The sequence below is a fragment of the Paraburkholderia caledonica NBRC 102488 genome, from assembly GCF_000685095.1.
GTDB classification, from domain to species: Bacteria; Pseudomonadota; Gammaproteobacteria; order Burkholderiales; family Burkholderiaceae; genus Paraburkholderia; species Paraburkholderia caledonica.
Genome location: NZ_BAYE01000035.1, coordinates 19,789 through 33,007 on the forward strand (window position 1 = coordinate 19,789; position 13,219 = coordinate 33,007).

A 13,219-nucleotide genomic window follows, 5' to 3' on the forward strand; every position below is an offset into this window, starting at 1 on the left:
ACCGGAAATCAACACCTGCTCTCCGATGCAGAAAGGCGTCTCCAGCCTGATGTATGCGACCGCTGCAACACTTCCCTACCGGACACCTACTTCACTTCGCTCAGAAGGCGGCAGTGCGTCGTGTTCGGCCGGCCGGCCTTCCTTGGCTGCGCCGGCTCGTTGCGCAATTTGCATGAGGCGCTGGGCGGCCAGTTAGAGACTTTCGTTTGGCTTGTCGCCGGGACACTCAAAAGACGGCCGCAATCAGAAAGCGGACGGCCGCCGGAAGCCCCTGCGAGGAATTCCGCGTCGCGCAAGAAGCGCTCTTAGCGTTTGCTCTGGTGTCGGAGATGCCGGTCCGAGAAAGTTGAAAATGTTGACGGGATGTTGAACGGCCGAACGGCGTCGCGAATGGTCCGTTACAGCAGGTCATAACAATCTCAGGCGGGATCTGCGGCGGACGCCGCCGCACTAACGCAGCGCATCGACGCGTTCACCAATCGAGAATCAGATCTGAATTCCGCCAGCTACTTCGATCCGCTGTGCGTTGACCCAGCCGAACTCGTCCGAGAGAAGTGCCACGATCACCGGCCCGACATCGGTCGGCAAGCCTACGCGCCCAAGCGCGGTGTGGTCTGCGACGGCTTTGTTGACCTGTGGATTGTCACGCACTATGCCGCCACTGAAATCCGTCGCCACTGCACCCGGCGCCACGACGTTCACCGTGATTCGGCGCGGCCCCAGTTCGAGCGCCATGTAACGCGTCAGTGCTTCGACGGCCGCTTTCATCGGGCCGTAGATGGCACGCCCCGGAAACGCGAAGCGTGCGAGGCCCGACGAGATATTAACGATGCGTCCCCCGTCGCGGATCAGCGGCAGAAGCTTTTGCGTTAGCAGGAACGGCGCCTTGAAATGAACCGCGAACTGCGCGTCCAACTCTGCTTCGGTGCCGGCCTCGAAGCTTGACCCGGAAGACGTGCCGGCATTGTTCACCAGATAATCGAAGCGCTTTTCACCCCAGCTATCGAGTGCTTCACTCACTCGCATGACGAAAGCGTCGAACGTGGCTGCGTTCTCTACGCTCAACTGCAGCGCAATCGCCTTCGCGCCCGCCTCGACGACGAGTGCACGGACCTTATCGGCTTCGACCTGATTGGCGTTGTACGTGAAAATTGAGTTGACGCCGCAAGCGGCAAGTCTCAGTACCGTATCGCGGCCAATGCCTCGGCTTCCACCGGTAATGATCGCAATCTTCGGACCGGTGCGTTCAGTGCTGGTCGTTGTCATCTGATACCCTCTTGTTGGCTTGGTTAGCTTTGATTCTCCGCCCGCGTCGTCGCCGCGTGAATGCCCGAACCTGCCCGGTTATTGCCTGATTCTGCTCCACTGTTCTATGATGGGCCGACCCCATTCTTAGCGCATCGATCAGCCATGCCAAGCCGATTGGCCACCGCCTTGCTTCGCTATACCGACAGGTGTCCGGGCGAGAGTCCGTACGCGACACCGCTCGAGGGCGTCTTCATTCTTCGCTCAGATCAGCCAAGACCGCCGACGCTGCGCTCGGCGAGTCCCGCCTTGTGCATCGTCGCTCAGGGCGCAAAGTGGGCAAGCTTCGGCGGCGCACAGTTGGAATATCGGGCCGGGCAGGCGCTTGTGATCGGAGTTCAAACGCCGTCGAGGGGGCAAGTGTTCGAGGCGAGCCCCGCCAAACCTTGCTTGGTTCTTCTTTTGCAACTGGATCTCGCGACGATCCGCACGGTGGCCAATGAGATGGGGTCCGCCCCAGTGCCGTCGGGCGATGCAAGCCGCGGAGTTTTCGTCGCCAACTTCGACGGACCTTTGGCGGACTGCGCACTGCGTCTCGTGCGTCTGCTCGATACGCCCGATGCCGCCGCCATCCTGCAGCCGATGATCATGCGCGAGGTCGGTTACTGGCTGCTCGCGGGACCAAACGGCGCCGAAGTGGCGAAGCTCGCGTCAATCCAGAGCCCTACGCACAGGCTCGCGCACGCGGTCGATAACCTGAGGGCAAATTATGCGCGACCCGTGCGAGTGGAAGACCTCGCTAAGCTGGCGCAGCTCAGCGAGTCGGCGTTTCATCGGCAATTCAAAGCCCTGACCGGCCTGCCGCCTTTGCAGTACCAGAAGCAATTGCGCTTGCTGGAAGCACGCAGACTGCTGCTGTCGCAGTCCATGAGTGTACAAACCGCTGCATTTGAAGTCGGCTACGAAAGTCCGTCGCAGTTCAGCCGCGAATACGCGCGGATGTTCGGCGCTCCGCCAAAAAAGGAGTTAGCACATATGAAAACGATCGGCGAGGCCGCGTAGGTTCCGAGCCGTGACAGATGACATTAATTCGATCGGCCAGCCCTTTTTCACGAGGATGGGCACAGCCTCCGCACCATAGAAACCGACGCCGTAGATCATGATATTGGGCTTGAAACCGGTACGGTCTTGGCCGTTGCTATCGCGGACGACGCTCATGAACGGACCTTGTCAAATAAACTGAATCGCGACGATAGCACGCCTCAAGCTAACGAACACGCGCCGTCATGGCAGGTGCGTCACTCTCATCCCAGCCGTTTATCGCTCATCTCAATCATCGTCGTTGGGATTGACGGGCGGTCGTTTAAGCAAATGATGTGGCAGGACCGAACGACAGTGGTACCTCGTCTACGGTCTGATGCGCCAGGCAGTAGTCGGCCCAGGAGCCGCCGGTCGAGGTCGCCCCCTTTTTGCATTAGCCAAGGAATCGTCCGCGCTCGCTCAATTGCTGGCCTCCCGCGAGCGAATTGCCGGTGGCGCTGCCTCACTCGGCGAGAAACTGCCGTTCGCCACTGTGCGAGCAAGGTCAGTCTAACGTCGCCTGCACCCAGTTATCTGGCCATCGTTCGCTCGGAACCGACCGGCACTGATGTCACAGCCTCCAAAATCCCGCCAGTCGAGTAAAGCGCCCTGTCCCATCGAATCGGGCGTAGCTGTGGGCGGTCAGGAATTCCGTGCCATCCTTGCTGAACATCGTCCACTCGGCGAGCAGTTGCCCGTGCTGTTCCAGAACGGAATTGGCGCGGAAATAAGCTCCTGGAAACTTCCCTTGAAAGTCCTCGATATGGTTCAGGAGATTTTCGATTCCCTGCCCCTCGATATTTGGGCTTGTAAAAATAACTTCCTCGGCCACACTCGAACGAATCAATCGCTCACGGTCGGCGTGAGCGATGTCAGCCCAGGCGTCCTGGTAGACGGTAAAAAGATCCCGCGGGTTTGAGTCTGTCATAGCTGTCCTTTAAGTATTGCCTGAATTCGTGGAACCACTCGGACCACAGGCAGAACGATAAGCCGCTGTGAGCGAACGGGATATAATGAAAAGACCAAACTTCTTTACCATCTGTCCAAACTGCGTGGATCCTTTTCTTGACCTGATTCGGTTGCTTCGGCCGCAGGCGACTCTTTGGGCCCGCATCGACGCATCAGGACGCTGGGGCGTTTCGTTTCGTCAAAGAGACGACGTCCTGTTCTGTTGGGTACAGCGCGGAGAGTGCCTGCTTCTACGGCCAGGAATGCCACCGCTTCGTTTGAAAGAGGCGGATTTCGCGCTCATCCGAACGTCAACGACTTTCGCACTGGTTTCTGACCCGGGTGTAGAACCTCGAGACAGCGAAGAGATCGCGGCCAACGCAGGCCACACCGACATGACGCTCGGTGACGGCACGGGTACCTCCATGACGCTCCGCGGAGGCCGTTTTGTTTTCGGGATGGCGAACGAGGAAATGCTGCTCGATTTACTGCCACAGGTGGTGTGCGTATCGTCGAACGATCCCGGCTCAAGCCAATTGCGCGCGTTGCTCGCGATGAACGAACGCGAAGCAAAGTCTCCCGGGCCGGGTAGCGAGTTCGTCACCAAGCGTCTAATGGAGTTGATCTTCGTGGAAATATTGCGTAGTGAGGCGCTTCGGCTGAACCCCATGCAGACGGGCTTGCTTGCAGGAATGGCTGACCCCGTAGTTGCGCGTGCCTTGACGATCCTACACGGTCAAGTGGCCGAGGCGTGGACCGTCGCTTCGCTCGCGCGCCTTTGCGGTATATCGCGCTCTGGTCTCAGCCATCGGTTCAGTCAAACCGTGGGCTTAGGGCCTATCGAGTACTTGCAGCGTTGGCGTATCGCGATCGCTAAAGACGAACTGCTTAAGGGCACGCGGAACATGAGCCAGATCGCGTTTGAGATAGGTTTTCAGTCGCCGAGTGCCTTTAGTACTGCCTTCAGCCGCTCGGTCGGCTGCTCACCTAGCCGCTACGCTAGTCAGGCGTCACGCCGACTCTTCACCGCGTAAAGCCAGTGATCCGGGCGGACATCCTTCGGCGTCCATTGAGGCCGAACTCCCGCCTTCCAGTGCAGCCAGGCGAACGTCCGTTGTAACGTGAAACCTGCCGTACAAGTCTTGTCGTATCGACGATTGAATCCGCCGTCGAGTTGCGTCTGTCGGCTCTTCAAACTCATCGCCGGAAAGCGGCCAGTGGGATTTCGCTGCCCGGAAATGGCCAGTCGCCAGTGCGTCCTACGGTAGAGTCGAGATGTGGCGCGGTGGCAGTAGGTTCGGTTTGTCTGTTGCCGCCCCTTTCGTCTGGCGGTGCCCGAGTAACCTCGCCCTAACTCCGTTTCCACACCCCGCTCATCGAACCGGACATGCAGATCTCCCGCATCCGGCTCTCGGACAGGACATCACGCCTTCACACACGGCAGGTTCACAACCATGGACCAGTCAGACGCACGAGACCGAAGTGCCCGTAAAGGTGCTGGGATGGATAAGTCCCGCCCCTGCGACGTCGAACCTTGTACTTGTTGCGTAACCACCGGCGCAACCGCGCAGCAGTGTAGCTATCGAGCGCGCGATACGCGCGTCTGTCCGAGCCTACCTTGAAGTAGTTCGCCCAGCCGCGTAGCGTACGGTTCAACCTGCCCACCAGCTCCGTGGTCTCTTGCCACACCGTCTTGAGGGCGGTCATCGCATGAAGCTTTTCGACCATGCGCCGGATACTCTTCTTCGACGGACGCATGCCCATACGGGCCTTGCCAGTCGTCGCTGAGTACAGCCGCCCAAACGTATAACCCAGGAAGTCGAATTCGCCTTCCGGCACCTTGCAGATTCGCGTCTTCTCCTCGTTGACCGTCAGTTTCAGCTTGTCCATGATCTCGCGCATTCGTGACAAGGCTTCCTCAGCCTTCCCTTTCTTGCACAGGATCACCAGATCGTCCGCGTAGGTCACAATGCGACTGCCAAGACTGCGCTGAAGTCCGAGCTTCTTCCATGCCAGCACAAACCGGCGCATATAAATATTCGCCAGCAGTGGTGAGATGGGTGAGCCTTGCGGAATGCCACGTCTGCTGTCTTTGGCCTCCGTCGTACGTTTCTTCCGGCCTCGGGTATCGGTTTCTTCCACGGAGCATTCCAGCCACATCCGGATCAGATGCAGCACGCGCCGATCAACGATGCGTCGCGCAAGCGACAGCATCAGTTCGGCGTGTGGAATACTCCCGAAGTAGTCCGCAAGGTCGGCATCAACAACGTCCGTTTGCCCTCGATGCAGCCGTTCCTCCACCTCGATCACCGCTTGCTGGGCGTTTCGCCCCGGGCGGTAAGCGTACTGCTCTGATGGAAGGTCCGCTTCGAAGATCGGTTCGAGCACCAGCATCGCTGCTGTCATGCACACCCGATCAAGCAAGGTCGAGATGCCCAGTGGCCTCAGCTTGCCATTGGCCTTCGGGATGAACACTCTTCTGATAGGGTCCGGGCGGTAACTCTCCTGCCTGAGCGCAAGCGCCAGTTCGCCGAGCCACCTCTGCACCCCGTACGCTTCGACCGCCGCGAAGTCTTGCCGATCGACACCCGGCGCGCCCCTGTTCGAGCGACACTGGGCGTACGCATGCGCCAGCACATCCTCACGGTAGATCTTGTCGTACAGAGCGTAGAAGCGGTACCCGGCTTCTGCCTTCGCTTTCGCGTGTAACGCCGTCTGCAGCTTCTGAACACTGATCGGAGTTGATAGGTTGCCCAATCTCCAGGTCCCTTACTACGTGTTGCGTTGGTCTTGAACTGAGGCCCCTTCCCTCCACCGGCATTACCCGGCTTCAGCAGTACTACGGGCCTCTCCGTCATCCCAAGGCGCCCGGCCTGTCCCTCGCGGGCGTCCGGTTGGTCATCCCTGACCACGCCGAGGGACTTCCCGTGTTGCGTACGCTTTCCTTGTGTACATGCTGTCGCCACTACCCCGGCGCAGCGACTGGGCGTCCAGCCTGCTCATTCGCCCAGTCGTATCAGCCTTCCCCGATAGGGTTGTCGGGTCGGCCTGCGCATCGACCTTTTCGAGGTTTGCTCGGCGTTCACTCGCGTTACGGCCTGCACACTCGCGCTGTCACCAATTTGTGACACGCATCACCGAAGGCTTCAGCCACTTCGTTGCCTCCATAGCTGCTCCGGTTGCTTCCGGCTGGAGCATTTGCCGGGCGGGGCTTGCACCCGCTGGAAAGCGCCACCTTTTCACGGCGCACACCCGGAGCGGTCTTTCGGACGAGGGCTGCAGCAACGGCAGCTTTGCGAGCCGCTGCGGACATCGGCGCGAGCCTTCAACATACACATGACACAGCAGTGCGCACTGGGGCGGCGCCATAATACTCCGTCGATGCCGATTAACTTCTTCAGGCGCTGCGCAGCCCTGTCAAAGCCACGCTAAGCCCCGGCCGGTGGTTGTTGTTCTTCAGGCAAAGCGTGGCGTTATGCCGATCGGCAATGCGCGCCGCAATTGCCAGTCCCAGACCGCTGCCTTGCTCCTTTGTCCCTGCGCTGCGATAGAAGCGGTCGCAAACCCGATCCAGTTCGTGCTCGCAAATTCCGGGACCGCTATCGACAACCGTAACGCTGACCTCGGATCCGTTGCGCGAAAGTATTACGTCGACCTTCCCGTGTTCCGGCGCGTACCGGATAGCATTGTCGATCACGTTGTTCAACAGAACCTCGATACCGGCGACTTCTGCGTAGATGTTATATGGATCGTCAGCCATCAAAGGGTCGGCGAAGTCCAGGCCCAGATCTATCTTCCTCGCTTCGGCAAGAAACGAAGCGTCCCCTACGGCACGCTCCGCGAGTCCCCGTAAACTGACGACTTCAAACTGATCAGCGCGGCGCGCGTCTTCGCGTGCAAGAATCAGCAACTGGTGCACGAGGTGAATCATCCTGTCGAGTCGTCCCTTGATGCGCTCGAACGTCCCTGAACTAGTCAGCGAGCCATCACGCTCGGCCGCGTGGACCTGAAGCTTCAGCGCAGCCAGCGGCGAACGAAGTTCATGCGCGGCATCTGCAACGAAGGTGCGTTGTGCACGTGATGCAATGTCGAGCCGGTTCAGCAGATCATTCAACGCATTGACGAGCGGCTCCAGTTCGACCGGACTACGCCTGTCCAGACGCAAAGGAGCAAGTGAATTCAATGAGCGCGCCGCGAGCGCGTGAGAGATTCGTTCAAGCGGTGACAGGTGTTCACTGGCGTGTATTCGGCTCACAGCAGGGCGATCGGTAGCGGTCTCACGAATAACGGGAACGAGTGCCGCCAGTCTCGCGAACGCGGATCGTGGTGGCTGACGCAACATCTTCAAGCAGAAGGAACCTTATTGAATTGGCAGCCACCGGGGCCTGCCAACTCAGCGACTTTGGCTCCCGGGACCACTTCCTCGACAGGCGCCGCATTTCGCGCTGCCTGACTTTGGTGATGTGTCAAGCGGCCTTGTCCCCGGTTCGCTGGCCCGGTGCCAACTCGCACGCAGTAATCTCGTTCATGGCGACGGTACCTTGATCGGCCACATTATGGCTTCATGGATCGCGCTGAGCGCTCCGATAGGAGCGATGCGGCATTTCCCTTCACCGCCGTGCTGAGCGCTGCGCGGCAGTGCGAGAAGCCGTGCCACCGCCGGCAACCGCTCCGCGTTCACAGCAGGCACCGATCCCTGTCCGCATTAGATGCGAAGATACCGGCCGCACACAGACGCAACAGGACTTAGATAACTTGGACAGATGTGTCTTTTCGTGGCAATGCAGCACTGTGACTGCCGTAATTCAGTGCGGCTCGATCACGGACGGCCAATATTGACGGATTGGCATCAAGCCGGAACACCGCCACCGCGTCGCGCAAGACGGCCGCCTGTTCTTCCAGCGACTTCGCCGCCGCAGCCGCTTCCTCGACGAGCGCCGCGTTGTGCTGCGTGACTTCGTCGATCTGCGAGACGGCCTTGTTGACCTGCTCGATGCCGTCGCTCTGCTCCAGCGCGGCAGCCTCAATTTCTCCCATGATGCCGGTCACGCGCTCGACCGACTGCATTGCCTCGTTCATCGTGCGGCTCGCCTCGGCCACGAGTGACGCGCCCTGCTCGACCTGAGCCGCCGAATCGCCGATCAGTTCCTTGATCTCCTTCGCCGCCGCGCCCGAGCGCTGCGCGAGGCTGCGCACTTCCGACGCCACGACCGCGAACCCGCGCCCCTGCTCGCCGGCACGCGCCGCTTCCACGGCCGCGTTCAACGCGAGAATGTTGGTCTGAAACGCAATGCCCTCGATCATGCCGATGATCTCTGACACTTTGCGCGATGACTCGCTGATGCCGTCCATCGTCTCCGTGACACGCGACACCACCTTGCCGCCGCGCGTGACCGTGTCGAGTGCGCCGTGCGCGAGCCGGTTGGCTTGCTTGGCGTTGTCCGCGTTCTGCTTCACCGTTGCCGACAATTGCTCCATGCTCGCGGCCGTCTGCTGAAGCGCCGCAGCTTGCTGCTCGGTGCGCGCGGACAGGTCTGCGTTGCCCGACGCAATTTCATTTGCGCCCTGCGTAATGGCCGTCGTACTGCCGCGCACTTGCGACACCGTGTCGACGAGACCGTCGCGCATCTTCGTCAGCGCGCTCAGCAACTGGCCCATTTCATTGCGCGACTGGCTCTTGATCGCCACGGTTAGATCGCCTGCGGCCATCCGCTCGAAGTGCTTGACGGTGGCATTAACCGGCTTGATGAGCGCCGCCGACAACGCGACGCGCGCCGCCACGCCAATCACGATGGCGAGTGCGCCGATTGCGGCGAACAGCAGCGTCGCAATCTGAAAGCGTTGAGCGGCGGTCCCGGCCTGGCGGTGCTGATTTTCGGTCTGCGCATGTTCGAGCGCGTCGATCGCCTTCGAATACGCGGCGTAGAACCCATTTGCCGTCTCGCCCTGAATGTTGCGGAACGTATTGAAGTCGAAGTCGGTGAGCGCTTTGAACTCCGGTTCGATTGCCTTATCGACCAGCGCGTTACGGGCCTGCTCGACGTTCTGCGCGAGCTTCTGCTCCGCGTCGCTCGAAAACGGTCCCGCCATGTAATTGCGAAAGTCCTTGTTCGATTCGACCAGCACCTTGTGCGCGGCGGGCAGCAGGTCGTCGGTTTGCTTGCCGACGCTGAAGAGCGTTTGATAAGAGCCCAGCGCGAGTTGCACCTGCAGCAGCTTCTCCGAGCTTGCCTTCAGATGCGAGAGCGCCGCTGCGCTGCGCTGCGTCTCGTCGAGGCTATTGTTGGCAAGCTTCAGTGCGCCATATCCAACGCCGATTACGGTCAGCAGGAAGGCAACGAATACGCTGATCACCAGCGTCAGGCCGCCACGAATTGTGATGTTATTTAGCATTGGGTCTCCGGAACCGTCTTGTCGATCCGCGGCGAGTGTCTATCCCTGCATTGCGCACACGTCGCCGCATCCAGGTTAACGACGCGGCGCGACCTTCGCTACATAGGTGAAATCCATGACTGGCGCGGGTTTGCACGCGTTTTGCGCCTCACTATCTGGGATCGGTTGCGGCTCTCGGGAGCCCGGCGCTTTTCCGGGCGTCTCGCGTTTCGTTTGTATAATTCGGCGTCTTCGCTCAGGCCCACTTTCATGCTTAGTTTTGCGCTCGGCTTTATCGTTTCACTGCTGATCACGCTGTTGATCGTGCGCTATGCGCATCTGCATGAAAAATTTTCGACCGACACCGATCTGGCCGGCGTACAGAAATTTCATGTGCGCCCGGTGCCGCGCATCGGCGGAACGGGCATTCTCGTCGGGCTGATCGTTTCGGCCGTGCAACTGCGCTATGCCTATCCGGCAGTATCGGGCGGCATCCTCGGGCTCATCGCGTGCGGCATGCCCGCCTTCGGCTCAGGTCTCATCGAGGATTTGACCAAACGTGTGTCGCCGCTCGCGCGCCTCGTCTGCACGATGGCGGCAGCGGCGCTTGCCTATTTTCTGCTGGACATTGCAGTCACGCGCATCAGCGTGCCGCCGCTCGACTTCCTGCTCTCGTATGCGGTGATCTCGTGCGCGGTCACGGTGCTCGCGGTGGCGGCGCTTGCGAACGCGATCAATATCATCGACGGCTTCAACGGCCTTGCGTCGATGGTGGCGTTCATGATGTTTGCGTCGCTCGCTTATGTCGCTTTTCAGGTGCACGATCCGATCGTGCTGTCGGCGTCGTTCATGATGATGGGCGCGGTGCTCGGCTTCTTCATCTGGAACTTCCCGGCCGGGCTGATTTTTCTCGGCGACGGCGGCGCGTACTTCATCGGCTTCATGCTTGCCGAACTGTCGATCATGCTGGTCATGCGCAATCGCGACGTGTCCGCGTGGTATCCGGTACTGCTCTTCATGTACCCGATCTTCGAGACGTGTTTCTCGATTTATCGAAAGAAGTTTATTCGCGGCATGTCGCCGGGCATTCCTGATGGCGTGCATCTGCACATGCTGGTCTATAAGCGGCTGATGCGTTGGGCGGTCGGCGCGCGCACCGCACGCGAGTTGACGCGGCGCAACTCGCTGACGTCGCCTTACTTGTGGTTGTTATGCCTGATTGCGGTCGTGCCGGCCACGTTGTTCTGGCGACATACGCTGCATCTTTTCTGCTTTGTGGTGCTGTTCGCGGCGACTTATGTGTGGCTCTATGTGAGCATCGTGCGCTTCAAGTCGCCCCGGTGGATGGTGGTGAGGAAAGGGAAGCGGTGAGCCGGGTCCAGCCCCGTCACATCGGTGGTACAGCCGGGGTACGTTCGGGCGCGCTCCTACCCCGGTCAATCCCCGAAGCTGAAGTTCGGCGCGCTTTCTCCTTATAACGGGTTGAAAGTCAGACAAACAACCGTGGGTGTTTGAACACAAAAAGGAAGTTGGCGCAACAACTTCCTAACCATCATCGTCAGAGCCAAAAGTCGTGGCTTTAAGGAGAACGGAAGCGTCCAACGCATTTCGCTAACCCTCGTACTAAACAGTCAACAAAAACAGTGATCCTGTGACGCTGGACCGGTAACGCATTCCTACGCCTGCCCGCAGTCATCAATCGTCGGCAACGGGATGTACCGGTCGATGTCATCCTGCACCGCCTTCCGAAAGAGAGTCAGTCGCGCCCTTGTCCGCGCGGTCCCGCTTGCGAACCGCCCTGGTGACCTTGCTCTCGCCCGGATACACTCCCGCCGTCCCAACCTTGAATACGCGCGAAATCAGCTTCCACACCGACGTTCGGGATGCTCATCAACGCTTCGGCGAATGTCTTGCGCTGAGACGCGCTCAATGCTTTTGCCAAGATCTCGCGGTGCTCGGCTTCTGCGCTGCGCCCACGCGCTGCGGCTCGCTGCCTCAAGCTCTGGACAAGTTGATCGTCTACATTTCTCAACAGCAGATTCGCCATGAATCACCCCACACTTCGTCGGTCTTCGCAATAAGATCTTGCGTGTGAAGTCCACGCAGTGATAGCAGGGCCGGCCGGCGCGCGATCAATTGCACTCCGACTGCGCGAGTGCCAGTCGAGCGGCTGCGCTTGAGCGACCAGCAGTCTACGCTTCGTCCTTGTCAAGATGACGCCGCTCACGATCATCGCTAGCATCTAGCTTATACGTCAATGATAAGGCAAAGCCATGCACCACTTACCGAGCTCACACACGACCTAGAGAAGATGCATTCTTGAACTGCTGAGATGCGAATAGCATTCGAGCAAGGTCGTTACCTTCAGCACTTTCTGTCAGCCTCTTTAGCACCTGCTGCATTGCCTGCTCGAACTGACGGCGATACATGTACAGAAAGCTTGCGTGGTTGCACTCGATGATAAGTCGGTTTCTGCCACGGCCCTTCCTGATACGAATACGACTAAGGTCAGCTGGTTGCACGTTCGCGCCGACAAGCGCGCGAATTAGATGGTCGCTTGAAGCTTCTCGCATGTGCGAGGTAAGGCGCGTCAGGCGCTGCACGAGCATTTCCCGCCCCCACTGCTTTTCAAGCGCCAGAAACTTGCGGCCGCTGGTGAAACTGACCTCAATTAGGCCCGGAGCGCAAGGCATCTTAAGCATGAGCGCTTCGATGCAAACTGCGTCGCGAACGATTTTTCGAGAAATCTTTAGCTCCCGGGCGCAGCCACTGTAATTGGTCCATCTACCTTCGAGGACGCCGATATGATACCGATCCGAAAGATTTCGCGGCGACGCGGGCGCGCCCTCCGGAACGGCGTTCTTGGCGGTTTTCTTTCCCCTGAGAGCGCGCGTAGTCGCAGCCAGATTTCCTTTCAACGTCGCCAGGGCCACCCTTGTCGAGAACTTGTTGCCAGCGGTCAGATGTGGCTTGGCCCGCTGCGTCACGGCTTCTAGACCATCCTTTGCGATGGTTTCGCTAATCACCCGCACTGCATACGGCGTTATCGCACCGGGAGACTCAAACAGATCTACGATTTCTGCCGGCAGTGCGTCAAGCCGAAGTGCTAACGACAGCTCCGCCGCGCTGATTCCGAGCGCCTCAAGGGCGCCTTTCTGCGTGGTCCACTCACCTCGAGCGAGCCCGTCCTTGTACAGGTGCACAATCAGAAAGCACTTGCGGACTGCTTTCATTATCCGGATCAACTCATTGTCATGCGGCATAACATCTGTCTCGAATGAATAGTGTCGCGAGCCTGATCGTCTGCGAGCCTATACGATACGCGGGTTCGGCGGAATCGGGGGGCCTTCTGTGAACGTAACAGCTTCATAGACAACCACCCGTGCGCGCTCCAGGCAGCTCGCCGCGCGAAGGACCGAGAACCCGCCCGCGGGCGATCCCAAGGAGGACGTTCGATAGAGCCGCAAGTGTCAGATCCTTCTCGCGTCGTTGTCTCATCTTCCAACAAATAGCCTCTTTCGCCGGGACCAAACGGTATGCGCGGCGCGCCGCTCGCCTGGCACGAAGGTGACCT

10 protein-coding genes are annotated in these 13,219 nt (G+C 59.6%); 3 read left to right on the forward strand and 7 right to left on the reverse strand.

The window, feature by feature from the left end; translation table 11 throughout:
* Positions 1–486 precede the first annotated feature (486 nt).
* Complete coding sequence (locus tag BCA01S_RS32290; RefSeq protein ID WP_027780425.1) at positions 487–1,266, reverse strand: SDR family NAD(P)-dependent oxidoreductase; 780 nt, start codon at positions 1,264–1,266, stop codon at positions 487–489.
* 60 nt (positions 1,267–1,326) lie between these two features.
* On the opposite strand from BCA01S_RS32290, the gene BCA01S_RS32295 reads away from it, so the two are divergent.
* Entirely contained in the window at positions 1,327–2,307 is a 981-nt protein-coding gene (locus BCA01S_RS32295; protein ID WP_244145914.1) for an AraC family transcriptional regulator, read from the forward strand.
* A 589-nt stretch (positions 2,308–2,896) separates the two neighbouring features.
* On the opposite strand, the gene BCA01S_RS35940 is transcribed toward BCA01S_RS32295, so the two are convergent.
* A complete protein-coding gene (locus tag BCA01S_RS35940) occupies positions 2,897–3,253 on the reverse strand; it encodes a nuclear transport factor 2 family protein (protein WP_042320185.1) in 357 nt (118 codons plus the stop codon).
* Between the two features lie 85 nt (positions 3,254–3,338).
* Here BCA01S_RS35940 and BCA01S_RS32305 point away from each other — a divergent pair, with 85 nt between their 5' ends.
* Positions 3,339–4,307 carry an AraC family transcriptional regulator gene (locus BCA01S_RS32305; RefSeq protein ID WP_208459212.1) on the forward strand — a complete coding sequence of 323 codons (969 nt, stop codon included), beginning with the start codon at positions 3,339–3,341 and terminating at the stop codon, positions 4,305–4,307.
* A gap of 412 nt (positions 4,308–4,719) precedes the next feature.
* On the opposite strand, the gene ltrA is transcribed toward BCA01S_RS32305, so the two are convergent.
* From ltrA to BCA01S_RS32320, 3 genes are all read right to left on the reverse strand, one after another.
* Complete coding sequence (gene ltrA / locus BCA01S_RS32310; protein ID WP_042320187.1) at positions 4,720–6,030, reverse strand: group II intron reverse transcriptase/maturase; 1,311 nt, start codon at positions 6,028–6,030, stop codon at positions 4,720–4,722.
* A 640-nt stretch (positions 6,031–6,670) separates the two neighbouring features.
* Positions 6,671–7,615, reverse strand: a complete 945-nt coding sequence (locus tag BCA01S_RS35945) for a sensor histidine kinase (protein WP_500862390.1) — start codon at positions 7,613–7,615, stop codon at positions 6,671–6,673.
* 404 nt (positions 7,616–8,019) lie between these two features.
* On the reverse strand, positions 8,020–9,666 hold the full coding sequence (locus tag BCA01S_RS32320) for a methyl-accepting chemotaxis protein (RefSeq protein ID WP_027780429.1): 1,647 nt from the start codon (positions 9,664–9,666) through the stop codon (positions 8,020–8,022).
* Positions 9,667–9,915: 249 nt separating this feature from the next.
* Here BCA01S_RS32320 and BCA01S_RS32325 point away from each other — a divergent pair, with 249 nt between their 5' ends.
* Positions 9,916–11,016: an MraY family glycosyltransferase gene (locus tag BCA01S_RS32325; protein WP_027780430.1), complete on the forward strand. Its 1,101-nt coding sequence runs from the start codon at positions 9,916–9,918 to the stop codon at positions 11,014–11,016.
* Positions 11,017–11,401: 385 nt separating this feature from the next.
* On the opposite strand, the gene BCA01S_RS39340 is transcribed toward BCA01S_RS32325, so the two are convergent.
* Both BCA01S_RS39340 and BCA01S_RS32335 read right to left on the reverse strand, forming a co-directional pair.
* On the reverse strand, positions 11,402–11,692 hold the full coding sequence (locus BCA01S_RS39340; protein ID WP_042320191.1) for a FitA-like ribbon-helix-helix domain-containing protein: 291 nt from the start codon (positions 11,690–11,692) through the stop codon (positions 11,402–11,404).
* A gap of 244 nt (positions 11,693–11,936) precedes the next feature.
* A complete protein-coding gene (locus BCA01S_RS32335) occupies positions 11,937–12,878 on the reverse strand; it encodes a hypothetical protein (RefSeq protein ID WP_169740557.1) in 942 nt (313 codons plus the stop codon).
* Positions 12,879–13,219: the final 341 nt, after the last annotated feature.